21 protein-coding genes are annotated in these 21,952 nt (G+C 39.3%); all 21 read left to right on the top strand.

Going from position 1 to position 21,952, the window contains the following annotated elements; genetic code table 11:
• Window positions 1-380 precede the first annotated feature (380 nt).
• Window positions 381-1,043: an L-serine ammonia-lyase, iron-sulfur-dependent subunit beta gene (sdaAB, locus tag ACFQU5_RS05670; RefSeq protein ID WP_390285621.1), complete on the top strand. Its 663-nt coding sequence runs from the start codon at window positions 381-383 to the stop codon at window positions 1,041-1,043.
• A 12-nt stretch (window positions 1,044-1,055) separates the two neighbouring features.
• Window positions 1,056-1,949, top strand: a complete 894-nt coding sequence (gene sdaAA, locus ACFQU5_RS05665; protein ID WP_390285619.1) for an L-serine ammonia-lyase, iron-sulfur-dependent, subunit alpha — start codon at window positions 1,056-1,058, stop codon at window positions 1,947-1,949.
• Entirely contained in the window at window positions 1,942-3,987 is a 2,046-nt protein-coding gene (gene recG, locus ACFQU5_RS05660; protein WP_390285617.1) for an ATP-dependent DNA helicase RecG, read from the top strand. Before sdaAA ends, recG begins: the two co-directional genes overlap by 8 nt.
• A gap of 273 nt (window positions 3,988-4,260) precedes the next feature.
• The gene (gene fapR, locus ACFQU5_RS05655; protein WP_390285615.1) at window positions 4,261-4,851 is read left to right on the top strand and encodes a transcription factor FapR; all 591 of its coding nucleotides are present in this window, start codon (window positions 4,261-4,263) and stop codon (window positions 4,849-4,851) included.
• Window positions 4,835-5,830, top strand: coding sequence for a phosphate acyltransferase PlsX (gene plsX / locus ACFQU5_RS05650; RefSeq protein ID WP_390285613.1), 996 nt, complete (start codon window positions 4,835-4,837; stop codon window positions 5,828-5,830). The genes fapR and plsX overlap by 17 nt, the downstream gene beginning before the upstream one ends.
• 50 nt (window positions 5,831-5,880) lie before the next feature.
• A complete protein-coding gene (fabD, locus tag ACFQU5_RS05645; RefSeq protein ID WP_390286523.1) occupies window positions 5,881-6,831 on the top strand; it encodes an ACP S-malonyltransferase in 951 nt (316 codons plus the stop codon).
• Window positions 6,824-7,570, top strand: coding sequence for a 3-oxoacyl-[acyl-carrier-protein] reductase (gene fabG, locus ACFQU5_RS05640; protein WP_390285611.1), 747 nt, complete (start codon window positions 6,824-6,826; stop codon window positions 7,568-7,570). The genes fabD and fabG overlap by 8 nt, the downstream gene beginning before the upstream one ends.
• Window positions 7,571-7,692: 122 nt before the next feature.
• Window positions 7,693-7,929, top strand: a complete 237-nt coding sequence (gene acpP / locus ACFQU5_RS05635) for an acyl carrier protein (protein ID WP_390285609.1) — start codon at window positions 7,693-7,695, stop codon at window positions 7,927-7,929.
• Window positions 7,930-8,192: 263 nt separating this feature from the next.
• A complete protein-coding gene (gene rnc, locus ACFQU5_RS05630) occupies window positions 8,193-8,954 on the top strand; it encodes a ribonuclease III (RefSeq protein ID WP_390285607.1) in 762 nt (253 codons plus the stop codon).
• A 1-nt stretch (window position 8,955) separates the two neighbouring features.
• On the top strand, window positions 8,956-12,516 hold the full coding sequence (smc, locus tag ACFQU5_RS05625) for a chromosome segregation protein SMC (RefSeq protein ID WP_390285604.1): 3,561 nt from the start codon (window positions 8,956-8,958) through the stop codon (window positions 12,514-12,516).
• A 91-nt stretch (window positions 12,517-12,607) separates the two neighbouring features.
• Complete coding sequence (ftsY, locus tag ACFQU5_RS05620) at window positions 12,608-13,849, top strand: signal recognition particle-docking protein FtsY (protein WP_390285602.1); 1,242 nt, start codon at window positions 12,608-12,610, stop codon at window positions 13,847-13,849.
• A 434-nt stretch (window positions 13,850-14,283) separates the two neighbouring features.
• Window positions 14,284-15,453 (top strand): MFS transporter, encoded by a 1,170-nt coding sequence (locus tag ACFQU5_RS05615; protein WP_390285600.1) that lies wholly within the window; start codon window positions 14,284-14,286, stop codon window positions 15,451-15,453.
• Between the two features lie 125 nt (window positions 15,454-15,578).
• Window positions 15,579-15,914, top strand: coding sequence for a putative DNA-binding protein (locus tag ACFQU5_RS05610; protein ID WP_390285598.1), 336 nt, complete (start codon window positions 15,579-15,581; stop codon window positions 15,912-15,914).
• A 10-nt stretch (window positions 15,915-15,924) separates the two neighbouring features.
• The gene (gene ffh, locus ACFQU5_RS05605; protein ID WP_390285596.1) at window positions 15,925-17,283 is read left to right on the top strand and encodes a signal recognition particle protein; all 1,359 of its coding nucleotides are present in this window, start codon (window positions 15,925-15,927) and stop codon (window positions 17,281-17,283) included.
• A gap of 107 nt (window positions 17,284-17,390) precedes the next feature.
• On the top strand, window positions 17,391-17,663 hold the full coding sequence (rpsP, locus tag ACFQU5_RS05600) for a 30S ribosomal protein S16 (protein WP_036202915.1): 273 nt from the start codon (window positions 17,391-17,393) through the stop codon (window positions 17,661-17,663).
• 18 nt (window positions 17,664-17,681) lie between these two features.
• Window positions 17,682-17,915 carry a KH domain-containing protein gene (locus tag ACFQU5_RS05595; protein ID WP_282989821.1) on the top strand — a complete coding sequence of 78 codons (234 nt, stop codon included), beginning with the start codon at window positions 17,682-17,684 and terminating at the stop codon, window positions 17,913-17,915.
• A 254-nt stretch (window positions 17,916-18,169) separates the two neighbouring features.
• Window positions 18,170-18,688: a ribosome maturation factor RimM gene (rimM, locus tag ACFQU5_RS05590; protein WP_390285593.1), complete on the top strand. Its 519-nt coding sequence runs from the start codon at window positions 18,170-18,172 to the stop codon at window positions 18,686-18,688.
• Window positions 18,688-19,413, top strand: coding sequence for a tRNA (guanosine(37)-N1)-methyltransferase TrmD (gene trmD / locus ACFQU5_RS05585; RefSeq protein WP_390285591.1), 726 nt, complete (start codon window positions 18,688-18,690; stop codon window positions 19,411-19,413). Before rimM ends, trmD begins: the two co-directional genes overlap by 1 nt.
• Before the next feature lie 208 nt (window positions 19,414-19,621).
• A complete protein-coding gene (gene rplS, locus ACFQU5_RS05580) occupies window positions 19,622-19,966 on the top strand; it encodes a 50S ribosomal protein L19 (RefSeq protein WP_282989824.1) in 345 nt (114 codons plus the stop codon).
• Between the two features lie 188 nt (window positions 19,967-20,154).
• Complete coding sequence (gene lepB / locus ACFQU5_RS05575; RefSeq protein WP_390285588.1) at window positions 20,155-20,718, top strand: signal peptidase I; 564 nt, start codon at window positions 20,155-20,157, stop codon at window positions 20,716-20,718.
• A 310-nt stretch (window positions 20,719-21,028) separates the two neighbouring features.
• Window positions 21,029-21,907 carry a ribosome biogenesis GTPase YlqF gene (gene ylqF, locus ACFQU5_RS05570; RefSeq protein WP_390285586.1) on the top strand — a complete coding sequence of 293 codons (879 nt, stop codon included), beginning with the start codon at window positions 21,029-21,031 and terminating at the stop codon, window positions 21,905-21,907.
• Window positions 21,908-21,952: the final 45 nt, after the last annotated feature.

Genomic DNA, 21,952 nt, shown 5'->3' with positions numbered 1-21,952 from the left:
GACAAATCCATTGGCAACCAACTCAGAATTGTCCGATTCAAGCTTGTATGGTGACAAATCCGTGCCCAAACCAAATAAGAATTGTCCAATCAAAAGATATTTCACTTTTTTAACCAAGACTTTTCCAATTGTCCATAAAAAACGAAAATGAATACAACCAGACACTCCCCCAAACCCCACTTTTTGAACAAGATTGAATACAAAACGTACCAAAATGACCCGAAATAAAAAGAAAAATTCAATAAAATCATTTTCTAAAAATTATATATTTTGTGTGTCTATGAATCTTCGTGATAAACTAAGCTTAAAATAATAGAATTTATTTCTGATAACAAATCATTTCGGATTTTAATATAATTAAGATTAAAGGGGAGAGTAGTTTGAAGTTTACTTCAGTATTTGACATTATTGGTCCAGTTATGATTGGTCCTTCGTCTTCTCATACAGCTGGAGCTGCACGTATCGGACGAGCGGCGAGGGATTTATTTGGTCGAAAACCGAAATGGGCTAAAATTCACCTGTATGGTTCTTTTGCAGAGACATTTAAGGGGCATGGAACAGATGTAGCGATCGTTGGGGGACTTTTGGATTTTGATACATTTGATGAACGCATCAAAACATCATATGAGCACGCTAAGAATGAAGGATTAGAATTTGAAATTATACCAGAAACAGCTAATAAAGAGCATCCAAATACAGCTCGAATTGTGATGGGTGATGAAAAAGGTGAAATGTCGGTAGAAGGGATTTCCATCGGCGGCGGTAAAATTGAAATTAGTGAAGTGAATGGCTTTAAGCTACGTTTAACTGGAGGTATGCCGGCAATATTGGTAGTACATGATGATCGAGCGGGTTGTATTGCCAATGTGGCGAATTGCTTAGCCATGCACCATGTAAATATTGGGCATATGGAAGTATCCCGAATTGAACGAGGTCAAACAGCTTTAATGGTCATTGAAGTCGATCAAAATATCGATGACCGCATTCTGCAACAGATTTCATTGATTCCAAATATTACAAAGGTATCTAAAATAAACAACTAGGGAGTGAGCTTTGTGGATGTATTATTTCATAATGTAAGAGAATTAGTTGAACTTGCTGAAAAAGAAAATAAGCTCATTTCTGAAATCATGATCGAACAAGAAATAAATATGACTGGTCGTTCAAGAGAAGAAATCTTCGAGCAAATGGACAGAAATTTGGTTGTCATGGAGCAAGCGGTTGAACGCGGCTTAAATGGTGTTCAGTCCGTTTCAGGCCTGACTGGCGGCGACGCAGTTTTACTACAAAATTATATTGCTTCAGGTAAAAGTCTTTCTGGCGACTTATTATTAGATGCTGTTAGTAAAGCGGTTGCAACGAATGAAGTAAATGCGGCTATGGGAACGATTTGTGCAACTCCTACAGCTGGATCTGCAGGAGTAGTGCCCGGAACATTGTTTGCTGTGAAAAATAAACTAAATCCAACGCGTGAGCAGATGATCGGTTTCTTATTTACATCGGGTGCATTTGGATTTGTAGTTGCAAATAACGCTTTTATTTCAGGTGCAGCAGGCGGATGTCAAGCAGAAGTTGGCTCTGCGGCTGGTATGGCTGCAGCAGCGATTGTAGAGATGGCTGGGGGAACTCCTGCTCAATGTTCGGAAGCGTTTGCTATCACGTTAAAAAATATGCTGGGTCTTGTTTGTGACCCGGTAGCTGGTCTTGTAGAAGTTCCGTGTGTCAAACGAAATGCAATGGGGGCAGCAAATGCAATGGTAGCTGCAGATATGGCTCTTGCTGGGATAACTAGCCGAATTCCTTGTGATGAAGTAATTGGTGCGATGTTTAGAATTGGTCAGACAATGCATCCGAGTTTAAAAGAAACAGCTCGTGGGGGTCTTGCTGCAACACCTACAGGTAAAGCACTTGCTGCTAAAATCTTTGGAAGTGCAGTAGAAGTTGACTAATGTATTGGAACCAATTACAGAATTAAAAGGGATTGGAAAAGAAACGGCTGAACACCTAAGTGAAATGGGTATTTACACAATCGAAGATTTGATTTGGACGTTCCCCTATCGTCATGAGGACTTTCGATTAAAGGATTTAGCAGAGACACCACATAATGAGAAAGTGACAATTGAAGCAAGAGTAGAAAGTGTTCCTTCAGTGCTTTATTTAGGGAAAAATAAATCTAGAATTCAAGTAACTGTATTAGCGGGAAGACATCTTGTGAAGGTTGTATTTTTCAATCAAAACTATTTAAGAACAAAGCTGACACCAGGTGAAATCGTCACGGTCTCAGGAAAATGGGACCGTGGCCGACAAGTCATTAATGGCACATCTATAAAATTCGGTCCTAAAACGGATAATACCGATTTTGAGCCTGTTTATAGTTTGAAAGGCTCTATTCATCAAAAAAAATTTCGCAAATATATGCGTCAGGCTTTAGATTTGGTTGAGGGTGAAATGGACGAAACACTGCCAAGTCATTTAATAGAGCAGTATCAATTGCCAAAAATAATCGATGCCTTGGAAGGTGTTCATTTCCCTAAAGACGCCGATCATGCCAAACAAGCGAGAAGACGTTTCGTTTATGAGGAATTGTTGCAATTTCAATTACGGATCCAATCTTTGAGAAAGATTAGAAAAGAAAATGAACAAGGAACCGCCATTCAGTATGATGTAGTGAAGGTTCGCGAATTTATTAAGCGGATTTCGTTCGAACTGACGAATGCTCAAAAACGAGTGGTCAATGAAATTAGCAAGGATTTAAAAGAGCCGCATCGCATGAATCGACTTTTACAGGGGGATGTAGGGTCAGGAAAAACGATTGTGGCTGCAATAGGTCTTTATTCTGCAGTGACTGCAGGTTATCAAGGTGCATTAATGGCACCAACAGAAATCCTGGCCGAACAGCATGCGGAATCATTAAAAGGCTGGTTTGATCCGATGGGTGTGAAAGTAGCCATGCTTTCTGGTTCAACGAAAACAAAAAACAGAAAATTAATATTAGAGCAATTACATAAAGGCGAAATTGATATTTTAATTGGTACGCATGCCCTTATTCAACCGGATGTGATTTTTAAAAACCTGGGTTTTGTCATTACCGACGAACAGCATCGATTCGGCGTTGAGCAGCGAAGAATTTTACGAGATAAGGGGATGAACCCGGATGTGCTGTTCATGACGGCGACACCAATTCCGAGAACGCTAGCTATAACTGCTTTTGGCGAAATGGACGTATCCATTATTGATGAATTACCTGCCGGAAGGAAACAAATTGAAACACATTGGTTGAAGAAGGAGCAATTGAATTCGAGTATAACCAAAATGGAATCGGAATTGCGAAATGGCAGACAAGCCTACGTTATTTGCCCGCTTATTGAGGAATCAGATAAATTGGATGTTCAAAATGCAGTGGAGGTGTATGAGCAGCTTGCAACAATTTTCAATGGTCGATATAAAGTTGGCTTAATGCACGGAAGACTGCATCCTGATGAAAAAGATGCTGTCATGCGCGAGTTCTCAGATGGGAAAATTGATGTTTTGGTATCGACAACTGTTGTAGAAGTTGGTGTAAACGTACCAAATGCCACTTTTATGATGATTTATGATGCGGACCGATTTGGACTAGCCCAGCTCCATCAATTGCGTGGTCGTGTAGGGCGTGGTGAACATCAATCCTATTGTGTGCTTCTCGCTGATCCGAAGTCTGAAGAAGGAAAAGAACGTATGATGTCAATGACACAAACAAATGATGGCTTTAAACTTGCGGAAAAGGATTTGGAACTGCGTGGACCCGGAGATTTCTTTGGGAAAAAACAAAGCGGGTTGCCTGATTTTAAAATGGCAGACTTAGTACATGATTACCGAACGTTAGAAGTAGCTAGACAAGATGCTGTCAAACTCATTTACGATGACCAATTCTGGCAATCAGAAGAATACCGTTATTTACGTGAGATGTTAGAAGTGTCTGGTGTTTTAAATGGGGAAAGAATTGATTAAAACAATTTGCTTTTACTATATGGTTAAGTTAGAAAAACGATTTTCGCTTCTAATAGCGGAAGTCGTTTTTTTTGCTGAAAAATTAGGCGGCTGGATTATGAACAAAAGTGGATAGATTTTTGCTAAAACCGGCTAAATTCAACAACAGGCTCTGGCTCCTATTACAAATGAAACCATTCTCTTAATTTATTTGTACTTGCGTTCTTTTTTATAGAAATGTATACTGGTATTAGTACCAAGTGCTAAAAAAACTAGAAGTAGGTGACGAATGTTTTGAAGCGTACAAAAAAAGAACGACAAAGACTACTAACTGAAACAATTCAAGATAACCCATTCGTCACTGATGAACAATTAGCTTCACAGTTTGCAGTCAGCGTTCAAACCATTCGTCTAGATCGAATGGAACTCTCTATTCCAGAACTTCGTGAGCGTATAAAAGGCGTTGCCGCGCAAAATTATGAGAACGAAATAAAATCTTTGCCACTTGATGAAGTAATTGGTGAAATAATCGATATTGAATTAGATCAGCGAGCGCTTTCCATATTTGATGTAAAGGATGAGCATGTTTTTCAGCGTAATGGCATTGCGAGGGGGCATCACCTATTTGCTCAAGCAAACTCATTAGCTGTTGCTGTTATAAATGATGAATTAGCACTTACTGTTAAATCAAATGTTGTCTTTGTAAAACCTGTAAAAGCAGGTGACCGTGTGATTACAAAAGCAACTGTTCGTGGAAAGAATAGTGAAAAAAATCGTACATATATAGAAGTAGCATCAACTGTTAATAATGAAACAGTATTTAAAGGTGAATTTGAAATGTATCGCACGAAAGGTTCAGGTGACAATCATGAAGCTAGCAATTGATGGAATGGGTGGCGACAACGCACCAAAGGCAATCGTTGAGGGTGTGCTGCTTGCATTGGAAGACTTTCCGAACATAGAAATACAACTGTATGGAAATCAACTGCAACTACAGCCCTTTTTAAAAGAACATAACCGCCTTCAAGTGATTCATTGCGAAGAAGTCGTTGAAGCGGAAGACGATCCAGCTCGTGCTGTTCGTCGTAAAAAAGATTCCTCGATGACGAGAATACTTGAAGCCGTGACAGATGGAAGTGCGGATGCATGTTTATCTGCTGGGAATACCGGTGCTTTAATGGCAGGTGGCTTATTTAAAGTAGGTCGAATCGAAGGTGTTGCTCGCCCAGCTTTAGCTACAACATTACCTACCATTGATGGTAAAGGATTCTTGATGCTTGATTTAGGTGCAAATGCCGATGCAAAACCAGAAAACCTTTTACAATACGCCATAATGGGCTATATTTATGCAAAAAAAGTAAGAGGCATCGACAATCCTCGAGTAGGATTATTAAATATCGGTACAGAAGATAAAAAAGGGAACGATTTAACAAAGCAAGCCTTTACCCTGTTAAAAGAAGAATCCAACATTAATTTTATTGGCAATGTTGAAGCCCGTGACTTATTGGACAGTGTGGCCGATGTTGTGGTGACGGATGGCTTTACCGGAAACATGGTCTTAAAATCAATTGAAGGTACAGCAGGCAGCATGATGGCAATGCTTAAAGAAGCATTTATGGCATCAACTAAAACAAAAATTGGCGCTGTACTTATGAAAAGTGAATTAAAAAAACTCAAAGGTAAATTAGATTATTCCGAGCATGGCGGTGCTGCACTTTTCGGTCTGAAAGCACCGGTTATTAAAGCACATGGCTCGTCAAATGCCCGAGCAGTCTATAGTGCAATTCGCCAAGCATCCATAATGGTCGAGCATAATGTTACAGGAATCATTACGGAAACAATTGCACAAAATCCGGAACAATAAATCCGTTTACTGGGGATAAAGGGATGACGTTAAAGAAATGGGGATTGAAAATGACAAAAATAGCTTTTATTTTTCCTGGTCAAGGCTCTCAGCAAGTAGGTATGGGGCAGGAATTCACTCAAAATAGTAAAGAAAGTAAAGCTTTTTATGATAAGGCAGATGAAGTTTTACAATTTCCTTTATCAAATTTAATGTTAAACGGTCCAGCAGAAGAATTAACGTTAACTTATAATGCACAACCTGCTTTGTTAACAACAGGGGTTATGGTTGCACAAAAGTTGATTGAGGCCGGGATTAAACCAGATTATACGGCAGGACATTCCTTAGGTGAATATAGTGCGTTTGTTACTTCCGGTGCACTTTCATTTGAGGATGCGGTTTTAACAGTTCATAAACGTGGATTATTCATGAATGAGGCTGTTCCGGCAGGTGAAGGGGCTATGGCAGCGATTCTAGGCCTAGATGCAGAAAGCCTTAAAGCCGTTTGTGATGGAATCACTGCTGAGGGTAACGTAGTTCAGCTTGCGAATTTAAATTGCCCTGGTCAAATTGTAATCTCAGGGACAAAAGCTGGTGTAGAAAAGGCTTCTGCAGCAGCGAAAGAAGCTGGCGCAAAAAGAGCGATTCCTTTAGTGGTAAGCGGACCTTTCCATTCCGAATTAATGCGTGAGGCGGCTGAAAAATTGCAAGATGTGATTGATGGTATCGAGATTAAAGCTCCTCATACACCAATAGTCAGCAATGTAGGTGCAGAACTTTTACAAGATCCATCGGCAATTCGCAATGAAATGATTGAGCAGGTCTATAGCCCGGTATTATGGGAAGACGATGTTCGCAAATTGTTGGAGCTGGGTGTGACTACCTTTATTGAATGTGGACCTGGAAAAGTGCTTTCAGGGCTAGTGAAAAAAGTCGATCGTTCTGTCAAAACATATTGCGTTTATGATGAAGCATCATTGCAGGAAGTCATTGAATCGATTGGAGTGAATCAAGTTGGGTAAATTAGATGGGAAAACTGCGGTTGTGACCGGAGCATCTCGTGGAATTGGACGAGCTATTGCTTTACAGCTTGCAACTGAAGGTGCCAATGTGGTTGTGAATTTCAGTGGAAGTGAACAAAAAGCGAGTGAGGTCGTAAAAGAAATTCAAGATCTTGGTTCACAAGCAATTGCCGTTCAAGCCAATATTTCTGATAGTGAATCAGTTCAACAGTTAATGAATGCTGCCATCGAACAGTTTGGAGCTATCGATATTCTAGTCAATAATGCTGGTATTACTCGAGATAATCTTCTAATGCGTATGAAAGAAGATGAATGGGATGATGTAATCAACACCAATCTAAAAGGTGTGTTCTTATGTACGAAAGCAGTTACTCGTCAAATGATGAAGCAACGTGCAGGGCGTATCATTAACATTTCTTCAATTGTCGGGGTAATGGGGAATGCTGGTCAAGCAAACTATGTTGCAGCTAAAGCTGGTGTTATTGGCTTAACGAAAACAACAGCAAGAGAGCTTGCTTCTCGAAACATTTTGGTCAATGCGATTGCACCAGGGTTCATTTCAACTGAAATGACGGATACGTTACCAGAAGACGTGAAAAGCGCAATGTTATCTCAAATCCCATTAGCTAAACTTGGCAATCCTGAAGATGTCTCAAAAGCTGTAGTGTTCCTAGCTTCAGATGACGCAAGTTATATGACTGGCCAAACGCTCCATATTGATGGCGGAATGTATATGTAATATTGGTTGACAATGAATCTATGAGTAAACTATCTTTAGTAATGTTATTAATTGAATACTAATTTTGTCGTTACTTATTGGCAAAATTAGTTAATAGACCTATTTGAGGGGAGGTGAACGATTTGGCTACAGTATTTGAACGTGTTACAAAAGTAGTCGTTGACCGTTTAGGTGTTGACGAAAGCGAAGTGAAAGTAGAAGCTTCTTTCCGTGAGGATTTAGGTGCAGACTCATTAGACGTTGTTGAGTTAGTAATGGAACTTGAAGATGAGTTTGATATGGAAATTTCAGACGAAGATGCTGAAAAAATCGCAACTGTTGGCGACGCTATCAGTTACATTGAAGGTAAAGTAAGCTAAATTAACTTTATTCATTAGAATAAAATTAGTGGTGGCGGATGCCACGGATTATTAATGGAGGCTAGCTGACCTGCACCGTGCAGGTCTAACCTCGATAAATCTATGCGCATTTAATAAAGAGGCACAGTTTTGGCATTCGGTTGAAAAGCGAAACTTTGTGCCTCTTTTTATATTAGTTTAGCTTATATTTAAAGAAATGTTGAATTTATCATGCTTAACAAGGTAAACTATACGTTAGAATCTATTAGGAAGGCCGATTGTTCATGACAATAAGAAAAAAAGGTAATAATCAAAAAGTTGGTGTATTACCTGAAAAAGTAAGACATCAATTCGATTTTTTGCAAGAGGAGTTAAATATTTTCTTTAGAAATAAAAGCTTACTTTACCAAGCTTTTACACATTCATCCTATGTGAATGAGCATCGTCGAAAATTATTTACCGACAATGAGAGACTAGAGTTTTTGGGAGACGCAGTACTTGAACTTTCCGTATCTAAATACCTTTTTGAAAGATATCCACATATGAGTGAGGGAGAACTTACAAAACTTCGTGCCTCCATCGTTTGTGAACCATCTCTTGTTATATTTGCCAACGAATTAAATTTTGGTAAATATGTTCTTTTAGGGAAAGGTGAAGAGCTGACAGGTGGTCGTGAACGTCCTGCACTTCTGGCAGATGTTTTTGAATCCTTTATTGGCGCACTTTATTTAGATCAAAGTTTAGAAGCGGTTGTTGAATTTTTAGAACGAATTGTTTTCCCAAAAGTAGAAGTCGGTGCTTTTTCGCATGTGATGGATTTCAAAAGTCAGCTGCAAGAAATGGTTCAACAAACAAACAATGGTACATTGCATTATGAAATTGTCGATGAAAAAGGACCTGCACATAACCGAACGTTTGTTTCTCGCGTTTTATTGAATGACAAGGAATTGGGTATCGGCCGAGGGAAATCGAAGAAAGAGGCTGAACAACAAGCGGCGCAAAATGCGATGGTGACATTGAATCAGTCTAGCATTAAGGAGGATTAGTATGTTCCTTAAACGACTTGAAGTAATTGGCTTTAAATCGTTTGCTGATCGTATTGGTATTGATTTCGTTCCTGGTGTAACGGCAGTAGTTGGCCCAAATGGTAGTGGAAAAAGTAATGTAACGGATTCAATACGATGGGTTTTGGGAGAACAATCCGCGAAATCACTACGTGGATCCAAGATGGAAGATGTTATTTTTGCTGGAAGCGACTCAAGAAAACCGCTTAATTTTGCTGAGGTAACGCTCGTTCTGGATAATGAAGATGAACAAGTATCAATGCCTTTTACTGAAATTAGCGTAACGAGACGTGTGTATCGTTCAGGTGATAGCGAATATTTGCTAAATAATCAGCAATGTCGCCTGAAGGATATTACGGACTTGTTCATGGATTCCGGGTTAGGAAAAGAAGCATTCTCGATTATCTCACAAGGACGCGTAGATGAAATTTTAAATAGCCGACCAGATGATCGCAGAACGATTTTTGAAGAAGCAGCTGGTGTTCTGAAGTATAAAAACCGCAAGAAAAAAGCCGAACATAAATTAATTGAAACAGACGAAAATCTTCATCGGGTTTTAGATATATTGCATGAATTGGACAGCCGGTTAGAACCTTTGCAAATTCAAGCATCAAGTGCAAAAGACTATGTGCGTATGACTGAGGAACTTAAAGAATCTGACATTGCCCTCACTGTAAACGATTTAATCGCCCATGCAAGTGATTTGCAAAAAATCAATGAAGAATATCATCAATTAAAATCAACTGAGCAACAACATGCCTCAGAGATTTCAAAAGATGAAAAAAAGTTACATACAATTCGTGTGAAGTTAAAAGAAATTGATGATGTGCTTGATACTGCGGGAGAGCAGCTAGTGGAAGCGAGCTCTGAGGTTGAACGATGGGAAGGCCGTAAAGCGCTTATGAAAGAAAAGCGTTCCAATGCCCAAAAGCAATTAAATCAATTACAGCAATCGCTTCGACTTGCAGAAGAAGAAGAGCAATTACTGACGACTAGTGAAGATGAGAAAAAGTCGCAGTTTACAATCAAGCAAAATGAAGTTCAAAAGCTAAAGTTTGAAATAAAGCAACTAGAATTAACTTTAAATTCTTCTGCCTCTGAAATTGAAAGAGAGATTGACCAATCAAAAGATCTGTATATTGATTTGTTAAATGAAGAAGCAACAATTAAAAATGAATTAAAGCATATTGAACAGCAACTGACACTACAGCTAGAATCGGCTGAACGTATAAATGACCGTTCTTCAGAAATGGTAAAAAAACTGACGGAAATCGCTTCCGTTAAGTCCGAGCTTGAAACTGTTCTTAAAAAGGTTGAATTACAGCTGAAAGAAAAGCTGGAACAACATGAAATTCTACAAATACAATTAAATAAAACGGCTACTTCCTTTGAAGAAAAGCAACAAATGCTGTACCAAGCCTATCAACACCAGCAACAACTTAGAGCACGCAAAGAAACTTTAGCGGAGCTTGAAGCTGATTTTTCTGGTTTCTTCCAAGGTGTTAAAGAGATTCTTCTAGCTCGTGAGCGAGGAGAACTGTTTGGTATTGAAGGAGCAGTTGCAGAATTAATCCAAGTGGAAGGGAAGTATTCAAAAGCAATCGAAACGGCTTTAGGGGCTGCCATGCAGCATATTGTGACCATTACCGAACAAGATGCACAAAAAGCGATTGGCTGGCTTAAAGCTAAACGAGCAGGGCGAGCGACATTCTTGCCGAAAACGGTTATGAAGTCACGCAAGCTTGCATCAGCTCAATTTGGACAAGCAATTGACCATCCCGCATTTGTAAGTCTTGCTGTGGATTTAGTCGAATTTGATGAGTCAAATCGTACGATTGCTGAAAATTTACTAGGAAATGTACTGGTAGCTTCAAATCTGGAAGGTGCAAGTCAGATTGCTCGAAACTGTGGTTTTAGATATCGCGTTGTCACTGTAGATGGCGATATTGTAAATGCAGGTGGTTCTCTAACTGGTGGTGCCTCCAAGCAGCAATCTTCGTTATTTTCTCGTAAAGCTGAGCTCGATCAATTATCAAGTAGTCTTGAAAAAATGGAGAACTCCATTGTTCAAGCCGAAAAGGCAGTTGCTGCAGAGAAAGAAGAAGTGGCCAATTTACGTGAGCAGCTTGAAGCTTTAAAACTTGATGGGGAAACGCTTCGCAAGGAAGAAATGACCCTTCAAGCTCGGTTGCTTGAAATTGGTATGGAAGAGAAAAACTTAAAAGCAACAGTCAATGTAGCATCAAGCGAACAAACTTCCATGACAGCAAGAAAAACAACGCTCCTTCAGCAAAAAGAAGAGGCACTAAAACGTATAGAGCAATTAAAACAAGAGCTTGAGGAAATAAATCACAAAGTAGCGCATTTAAGTGAATTAAAAACGAAAAGTGAAAGTGAGAAGGATTCTTTAAGAGAGTCATCTGCACAAAAGCGATCAGAACTTGCGGTTGTTCAAGAGCAGCTTAGTCAGCTGCAAATTGCAACAGCAGAGCTTGCTTTACAACGATCCAAAGCTCAACAGCAAGTTACTACACTCTCACAAGAAATCAATTGGCTTCAGAATGAAGATGATAATGGACCTACTGATGCAGAGATTGAAAAGACGGTTCATGAATGGACAGCGAAAAAAGCTTCTTTAACTGAAAATATACAACAAAATCGTAATTTGCGCTTTGAACACCAACAAACATTAGCGCAATTAGAAGAACAACTAAAAGAATTGCAACGAATTCATAAGGGCTTCATAGAGAGCTTACGAACTGTAGAAGTGAGGGCTAGTCGAATTGAATTTGACATGAATCGTCTACATACACTTCTTGAGGAGCAGTATGAACTCGATTTCGAAGAGGCTCGTGAACAAGCTGTTGAGATTGAGGATATCGACCAAATACGCCGTAAAGTTAAGCTATTAAAACAATCCATTGAAGAACTTGGACCAGTCAATCTAACGGCGATTGAGGAGTATGATCGAGTGTTAGAGCGTCATACCTTCTTAACTGAGCAACGCAATGATTTATTAGAAGCCCAAGATACTTTGCATGAAGCAATTCGTGAAATGGATGAAGAAATGTCTTTACGTTTCAGAGAATCCTTCACGATGATTCAAACTCAGTTTAGGCATGTATTCCGTGAATTGTTTGGTGGTGGACAAGCAGATTTGGTACTGCTCGATCCGGAAAACCTTCTCGATTCGGGGATTGAAATCGTTGCCCAACCACCAGGTAAAAAGCTGCAAAATTTAAGTTTATTATCCGGTGGGGAAAGAGCACTAACTGCTATAGCGCTGTTGTTTGCTATTTTAAATACTCGTCCGGTCCCATTTGTCATTCTCGATGAAGTTGAAGCCGCACTGGACGAAGCAAATGTCCAACGCTATAGTGATTATTTAAAGAAATTAAGCAGTGAAACTCAATTTATTGTCATCACACACCGTAAAGGTACAATGGAAGGTGCAGATGTACTCTATGGTATTACGATGCAAGAATCCGGGGTATCGAAACTGGTTTCAGTAAAACTTGAAGAAGAAGCGGCACTTGTCAGATAGAAAAGTTTCTGATTAAGTGTGATTACGGCTTATCGCTAAAGGGTATTGGCGATAAGCCCCATTTTCTAATAGACATAAGGAGCGATAGTGAATGAGCTTTTTTAAACGACTAAAAGAAAAGTTAACAGGTAGTACGATAGAAGAAAAAGTTGAACATGAACAAGCTGAAAATCTGGAGGCACAGCCGCAACTTGATGAAGTCGACGGATTTGAGTCAGACAAAGAAGAGCCTGCTGTCATTACAAATGAAGTGATTGAACAGATCATCGAAGAAATTGATGAAACCCAAGAGGAAAAAGCTGAAGAGCTGGTGCAAGAAGAAGAAACTCTACCTTCTCCTGTAGAAGAGGTGGAGGAGCAAAAGCCATCCGCATGGTCCATTACGCAAAAATTTAAAAATGGTCTAGCAAAAACACGTGATTCATTCACATCGAAAGTGAATGATTTAGTAGCACGTTATCGTAAAGTGGATGAAGAATTCTTTGAAGAATTAGAAGAAGTATTGCTTCAAGCGGACGTTGGATTCGAGACAGTAATGGAGCTAATGGATAAATTGCGTTTTGAAGTGCAACGTAAAAACATCAAGGATACTGAAGGAATTCAAGCAATTATTTCTGAAAAGCTTGTTGAAATTTACGAAGCTGGCGAAGAAAATATTATTGAGTTAAATTTGCAGCCACAAGGCGAGCTAACAGTCATTTTATTTGTTGGTGTAAATGGCGTTGGGAAAACAACAACTATCGGTAAACTTGCCCACCGCCTATCAAAAGAAGGAAAGTCAGTTGTACTTGCAGCAGGTGATACATTCCGTGCCGGGGCGATTGATCAGTTGCAGGTTTGGGGAGATCGTGTTGGTTGTGAAGTAATTAAACAATCTGAAGGTTCTGATCCAGCTGCAGTTATCTATGACGCGATTGCTGCGGCGAAAAAACGCGGAGCAGACGTGTTAATCTGTGATACGGCAGGGCGTTTACAAAATAAAGTAAACTTAATGAAAGAGCTTGAAAAAGTGCACCGCGTGATTTCTCGTGAAATTCCAAATGCACCACATGAAGTATTATTAGCGCTTGATGCAACAACTGGGCAAAACGCCCTTATCCAAGCACAGACCTTTAAAGAAGCAACAAATGTAACAGGTATTGTGTTAACAAAGTTAGACGGTACTGCTAAGGGTGGTATCGTATTGGCAATCCGCAACAAACTTCACATTCCAGTAAAATTTGTTGGACTTGGTGAAAAAATGGATGACCTTCAACCGTTTGATGCAGAACGATATGTATACGGTCTGTTCGCAGAAGGTCTAGAAAAAGAAATGGAAAAAATTGAAGACTAAATGATTGAGACTATTTCAGTATCCGCGATGAGCTTTGGTCGCGGATGCTGGGATAGTGTTTTTTTATTTGGGGAGTTAAATATTGTGTATCGGGATAAATGGTTGATGGATTTTGATTGGAGTGTCTCAGGTAGGGCGTGTAATGAGACAGATGGTTAGTGAATACAGATTGAAGTGTCACAATAGAACCTGTATTGAGACAGATGGTTGGAGAATTCAGCTTGAAATGTCACAATAGAGCCTGTAATGAGACAAATGGTTAGAGATTTGAGCTTGAAGTGTCTCATTGCTTCATCGAAAAGCAATACGAGTCCGATTTCCCATAAAAGTACAATTCAATCCCCATTCCTAAAACTACCCCTACTTAACTAACTGAATGTTTAGTATAATTTGATATATATACATATGGTTGTTCTTAGAAAGAAGGGTTAAGAATGGAACGTCCGAAACTTTGGACCAAAAATTTTCTAATGATATGTGGAATTAATTTTTTCACACATCTTGTGTTTTATAGTTTGCTTGCTACTGTTACCCAGTATGTGACAGGCCATTTTGGAAGAAGTCAAAGTGAGGCTGGATTGGCTGTGGGAATATACGTCATTATGGCACTTGTAGCACGGCTTTTTGCAGGGAAAATAGTAGATGTTCTGGGACGCAAGAAAATCCTCATCATCTCGGCAGTGTTATTCTTCGTGGCAGTTTTAGCCCACCAGGTTGCCACTACCTTTGCATTATTTTTGATGGTCCGCGCAATTCATGGGTTTGCTTTTGGATTTTTAATGACTGCTGCCAACGCAATCATGGCCGATATTGTACCGGATGAACGTCGGGGGGAGGGGACGGGCTATTATGCAACAGCTATGAACCTCGCTATGGCTACAGGGCCGTTTATTGGACTATTTATGCTGCGTGCAGCAACATTCGATTTGTTTATATGGGTTTTAGTTTTCGCTGCATTTTGTAACTTGCTTGGAATCTTTTTGAAAGTGCCAACTCCAAATACCCCACAAGTCTCCCAAAAACCGAAGCTTACCTTTTCAATAAGCGATATGTTTGAAAAAAGGGCATTGCCTATAGCCATCTGCATGTTCACCTTAGCTTTAGGATACTCAAGCTTATTATCTTTTTTAGGGTCTTATACAGAGGATATCGGCCATGGAGAGGTGGCTACGTATTTCTTTGTTGTATACGCCATCGCTTTAGTACTCACGCGACCTATTACAGGTCGGTTGTTTGATCGTTTGGGGGAAAACAAATTAACCTATCCGATGCTGATCTTATTAGTGATTGGATACTTTACATTAAGTCAAGCTAATAGCGGATGGATGATTTTAGCAGCGAGTGCTTTGATTGGAATCGGCTATGGAACAGTGCAATCCAATTATTTAGCTATCGCCATAAAAGAAGCGTTAAAACATAGGAAAGCAACAGCAACTTCCACATTTTTCATTCTAATGGACCTAGCCATTGGTGTTGGTCCTTATTTATATGGTGTTCTTTTAGCTTATATGAGCTACCAGTCGATGTATAGCTGGACAGTTGGATGGTTTATAGTGGCCATTGGAATTTATTATTTATTGCATGGTAAAAAAGCTACTATATAATTTAAGACAATAAATAAATACCAACCCCGATTTATGGTTCGATTTGTGGACAAGGAAATTCCCTTGACACACCTATTGAAAACATATATGATACAGTAGACAAAATATGATTGGAGAGATATTTGATGCTACTTGAAAAAACAACACGCATGAACTTTCTCTTCGACTTTTATCAAGCATTATTAACTGATAAACAAAGAAGTTATATGGAACTTTACTACTTAGATGATCATTCTTTAGGAGAAATTGCAGAAAGTTATAAAGTTTCACGCCAAGCTGTATATGATAACATTCGTCGTACAGAGGCAATGCTTGAGGAATATGAAGATAAATTACGTTTATTTGAAAAATTTGGCGAACGCCAACAGATTCTTGAACAATTAACTGAAGCAATTAAGGACGAGACTTCAACGATGGAAGATCGCCTTGCGTTAGTTAATCAACTAAAAGAAACGGATTAGGAGGCTAAACATGGCATTTGAAGGGTTAGCAGAACGACTCCAAGGAACAATCCAAAAGATAAAAGGTAAAGGGTTGGTTACCGAACAAGACGTTAAAGCAATGATGCGGGAAGTTCGTCTTGCATTAATTGAAGCAGACGTTAACTTAAAGGTTGTTAAAGAGTTTGTCAAAAAAGTTAGCGAACGAGCGGTCGGCACAGAAGTGATGAAAAGCTTAACTCCTGGTCAACAAGTTATTAAAATCGTTCAAGATGAGCTAACATCGCTAATGGGTGGCGAACAAAGCCCCATTAAATTCAATACGAAGCCGCCAACTGTCATTATGATGGTCGGATTGCAAGGTGCTGGTAAAACAACAACTACTGGTAAATTAGCGAACGTATTACGTAAAAAATATAATCGTAAGCCTTTGCTTGTTGCTGCCGATATTTATCGTCCAGCCGCGATTCAACAGCTTGAAACGCTAGGGAAACAATTATCTATTCCAGTTTTTTCACTAGGAACCGATGTATCTCCAGTGGAAATTGCTCGTCAAGCGATAGAGCAGGCAAAAGAAGAACATCACGATGTGGTTATTATCGATACAGCAGGTCGTCTGCATATCGATGAAGAACTAATGGGTGAGCTGAAAAATATTAAAGCTTTAAAAGAACCTGATGAAGTATTTTTAGTCGTTGATGCGATGACGGGGCAAGATGCTGTAAATGTTGCCCAAAGCTTCAACGAAACAATTGGCATTACAGGTGTTGTCTTAACGAAGCTTGATGGCGATACACGTGGTGGTGCTGCATTATCAATCCGCGCAGTCACAGAAAAACCGATTAAATTCGTCGGGATGGGTGAAAAAATGGATGCTCTTGAGACATTCCACCCAGAACGTATGGCCTCTCGTATTTTAGGTATGGGTGACGTACTATCACTAATTGAAAAAGCACAAGCAAATGTCGATATGGAGAAAGCCAAAGAGCTTGAAGAGAAGTTCATGTCCCAAAGCTTTACTCTGGATGACTTTGTGGAACAGCTTCAAGCTGTGAAAAAAATGGGTCCACTCGAGGATATGCTGAAGATGTTGCCAGGTGCCAACAAGATTAAAGGCCTTGATAATGTGAAGGTGGATGAGAAGCAAATGGGACGTGTGGAAGCAATTATCTATTCCATGACTCCTGCTGAAAAAACACATCCGGAAATCATGAACGGAAGTCGTAAAAAACGTATTGCACAAGGATCTGGTACATCCGTTCAGGAAGTAAACAGATTGCTTAAGCAGTTTGAAGATATGAAAAAAATGATGAAGCAAATGACAGGGATGACGCAAGGAAAAGGCAAGAAAAAAATGAAATTACCTGGCCTTGATTCATTGTTTAAATAAAAAAAGTTTGCTAAAATATTAGGTGTTAAGAAAAAACACTTTACAAACCAAAATAAACTTGATAATATACTATCTTGTGTGAAACTTATTCGGAGGTGCAATAAAAAATGGCAGTTAAAATTCGTTTAAAACGTATGGGAGCTAACAAATCTCCTTTCTATCGTATCGTAGTTGCTGATTCTCGTTCTCCACGTGACGGACGTCAAATCGAAACAGTTGGTACTTATAACCCACTAACTTCACCAGCTACAGTGAACATCGATGAAGAGAAAGCTCTTAAATGGTTAGCTGATGGTGCAAAACCATCTGATACTGTACGTAACCTGTTCTCAGAACAAGGTATCATGGAAAAATTCCACAACCAAAAATTCAGTAAATAATTCTAGAGGTGACACGCGATGCAGAAGCTGATTGAAACAATCGTAAAACCGTTAGTCGATTTTCCAGAAGAAGTTCGTGTCGAAACGGACGAGAATTCAAGTCGAATTGTTTATAAACTTTTTGTTCATCCAGAAGATCGAGGGAAAGTAATAGGCAAGCAAGGTCGTGTTGCAAAGGCAATTCGTACAATTGTTTATTCAGCTGCTGGCAGTCATCACAAGAAGAAGACTTATGTCGATATATTAGACTGAAAAGTGTAGCGCGTTCGATCAACCGCGACAAGCACTGGAGACTTCTGAGGTGCATGCGCAGAAGGAGTCGAAGTGATTCGAGCGGTTAACGCGCGAAACTAGACATGATAAAAGCGGAGAACGCTCGTTTAGCTAGCGTTCAAAACTTACATAAAAGAAGGGGGCGAAATGCTTTCCCTTCTTTTTTTTAAACTTTTTTAGTATGATAATGTCGATAAAAGCAATTGATACAAAACTTAAGGTGGGCTTAATTAATGGAATGGTATAATGTAGGAAGAATCGTTAATACGCACGGAATTCGCGGAGAGGTACGCGTCCTTTCCACAACAGACTTTGAAGATGTACGTTTTGCAGTAGGCAGCAAATTAGCGGTTTTCAAAAAAGATGACAAAAAACCAATTTGGGTAACAATAGAGAGTATGCGCCGACATAAAAACTTTATCTTGTTAACCTTTGAAGGCTACAGCAACATTAATTTTGTGGAGCCATTTAAAGAAGGGCTATTAAAAGTGTCAAAAGATCAATTAGACGAAGATGTATTAGAGGAAAATGAATACTATTACTTCGAAATAATTGGGTGTGAGGTGCTTTCAGAAGAAGGCGAACAAATTGGAACAGTAACTCAAATTTTAGAAACGGGTGCAAATGATGTTTGGGAAGTCATAGCACCAAACGGCAAAAAACATTATATTCCTTATATAGAGGATGTTGTAAAAGAGATTGACGTTGAAGAAAAGAAAATTATTATTCACGTCATGGAAGGTTTATTGTAATGAATATTCATGTGTTAAGTTTATTTCCAGATATGTTCACTGGAGTTTTCGGTTCATCCATTTTGAAGAAGGCGCAAGAAAAAGGAGCGGTTTCTTTATCTGTATCAGATATCCGTGACTTCAGTAATAATAAGCATAAACAAGTGGATGATTATCCTTATGGGGGCGGTGCTGGAATGGTTTTAAAGCCAGAACCGATGTTCCAGGCTGTTGAATCGATTACGGAGGGCCGAAATCCTCGAATTATTCTCATGTGTCCTCAAGGTGAGCGTTTTACCCAGAAAAAAGCAGAAGAGCTTGCAAAGGAAGAAGAGCTTGTTTTCCTATGTGGCCATTATGAAGGATATGATGAACGTATTCGAACAAATCTTGTAACAGATGAGATCTCGATTGGTGACTTTGTATTAACAGGCGGAGAACTGCCTGCTATGACAGTAATAGATGCTGTTGTTCGTCTCCTCCCTGGTGTCTTGGGACAAGAAGACTCTCATATTCAAGATTCCTTTTCAACGGGTTTATTAGAACATCCACATTATACGCGTCCTGCTGAGTTTAGAGGAATGAAAGTGCCGGATGTATTATTATCAGGAAATCATGCGAATATCGACAAATGGCGTGAACAGGAGTCACTTAAACGAACGTTTGAAAGACGCCCCGACCTTTTAGAGCAAATGGAATTAACACCGGAACAAAAAGCATTTATTGAGCGTTTAAAGTCGGAGTAATTCAAACTGTGTGGAAGATGCCAAAATCCACCAAGATTGAATCTGCTTGTTGAAGCAAAAGAAAATGACTTTGATTTTATATAATACTTGCAAACAATAAAAAGAATATGGTATTATTCAATCTGTGCTTCTATATGAAGTACTGAATTACGGTGTTCCGCTGAGGCCGATTAGGACTGTAAGAGCATCTGTCCAAGGAGAGAAAATTATGTCAAACATTATTACAGAAATTACAAAAGAACAACTTCGTTCGGATCTACCATCTTTCCGTCCTGGTGACACTGTTCGCCTACACGTTAAAGTAGTAGAGGGTACTCGTGAACGTATCCAGTTATTTGAAGGTGTTGTTATTAAACGTCGTGGTGGCGGAATTAGCGAAACTTTCACAGTTCGTAAAATTTCTTACGGTGTTGGTGTTGAACGTACATTCCCTGTACACACTCCAAAAATCACTAAATTAGAAGTTATCCGTCGTGGTAAAGTACGTCGTGCTAAACTTTACTACTTACGTAACCTACGTGGTAAAGCAGCTCGTATTAAAGAAATCCGATAATAACTTTTTGAGAGGGGGCTTGATTACAAGCTCCCTTTCTTTTTGGTAAAAAGAAATGGGAAATAAGATTTTCCTGTGAAATACCCTGAGAGCACTATCGCCAAATAGAGTTGTAAGAACTCGAGTTTTCAAACTTGTATACATAATTCATTTGCAATAAAATGAAGTTAGATGGGGAGGAATCTTCCGTGGAGAAAACAAAAAAAGAAAAGAATGAACTTTGGGAATGGATCAAAGCGCTAATTATTGCTTTTGTGATTGCAGTACTTATTCGCTACATATTATTTACACCAATCGTGGTGGATGGCGATTCAATGATGCCAACATTAAAAGATGGCGACCGAATGATCGTCAATAAAATTGGCTACTCGATCGGTGAACCTGATCGCTTTGATATCGTAGTCTTCCATGCTCCCGAAGGAAAAGATTACATCAAACGTGTGATAGGTCTACCAGGCGATACAATCGAATATAAGGACGATCAGCTTTATATAAATGGAAAAGCATATGATGAACCCTATTTAGATGAGTATAAATCACAGTTAACAGAGGGAACACTAACACAAGACTTTACACTTCAAGAAATAGACCCAACACTAGAAGTAATTCCAGAAGGGTATGTTTTTGTGATGGGAGATAATCGACGCTATAGTAAAGATAGTCGTCATATCGGAATTGTTAGTCAGGATGAGCTTATTGGAAATACAAGCATTATCTTTTGGCCAATCGGAGATATTAAAATTGTAAAATAATACTTAAGGAATGAAGGAGGTTCTTTGTAATCTCCTTTTCTTTTTGGCGGCTAAAAAGGTCGAAACTTTTTCACTGCTACATAATAATGCTGAACTATCCATTAAAAAAAGTTAGAAGTTCACATTAGAAAATTTTTTTTACTGAAGAAGAAATTGAACAGTGTCTTGCGCAAACAGCCCAGCCCCTCGAGTCGTTTCGCCTCCTCCTACGAAGGCAAAAAGCGCCTTCTTGTCGGAGGCTCCAGCGCTTGTCGGGGCTAAGCAGGGCACTTGCGCATTTCTTAAGAGAAACATAAAGGAGGAAATAAACATGACAATTCAATGGTTCCCAGGACACATGGCAAAGGCAAGACGAGAAGTATCAGAAAAACTTAAACTAGTTGATATCATTTTTGAATTAATCGATGCACGTTTGCCCCTTTCTTCAAGAAACCCAATGATTGATCAGGTCATTAATCAAAAACCACGTCTTCTGATTTTAAATAAAGCTGATATGGCTGATGAGACAGAAACGAATAAATGGGTGCAGTATTTTGCTAAGCAAGGGCACACAGCTGTAGCGATCAACTCTTTAGAAGGAAAAGGGCTGCAAAAGGTAACAAAAGCAGCACAAGAAATTTTAGCGGAGAAATGGGATCGTATGAAGGCCAAAGGGATGAAACCTCGAGCAATTCGTGCGATGATTGTCGGAATTCCTAATGTCGGGAAATCCACTTTAATCAATAGACTGGCGAAGAAAAATATAGCCAAGACAGGGAATATGCCTGGGGTAACTAAATCACAGCAATGGATTAAAGTAGGAAAAGATATCGAGCTATTAGATACACCTGGAATTCTATGGCCAAAATTTGAGGACCAAGAAGTAGGGCTTAAATTAGCCTTAACAGGTGCGATTAAGGATACAATCATTAATATGGAAGATCTTGCGGTGTACGGACTCCAATTCCTCTCAATCCACTATCCCAATCGTATGGAAGAACGCTACGGCTTAACAGCAATCCATGAGAAATTAGTTGATACTTTCGACCACATTGGAAAAAAACGAAAAGTATTTGGACAAGGTGGGGAAATCGACTACGATCAAGTTGCAGAAATCATCGTTCGAGATATTCGGAATCAACATTTCGGGAAGATTTCCTTTGATATCGTCGACGAACAACTCGAAAAAGAAGCTTTAGCAGAAGAATAGGGCAAGTTTTGGGACGAAACCAGAAGAGGCGAAGAAAAAACAATC

The sequence above is a fragment of the Ureibacillus sp. GCM10028918 genome (assembly GCF_042666115.1).
Classification (GTDB): domain Bacteria; phylum Bacillota; class Bacilli; order Bacillales_A; family Planococcaceae; genus Ureibacillus.
This window is presented reverse-complemented; position numbering and strand designations above follow the sequence as displayed.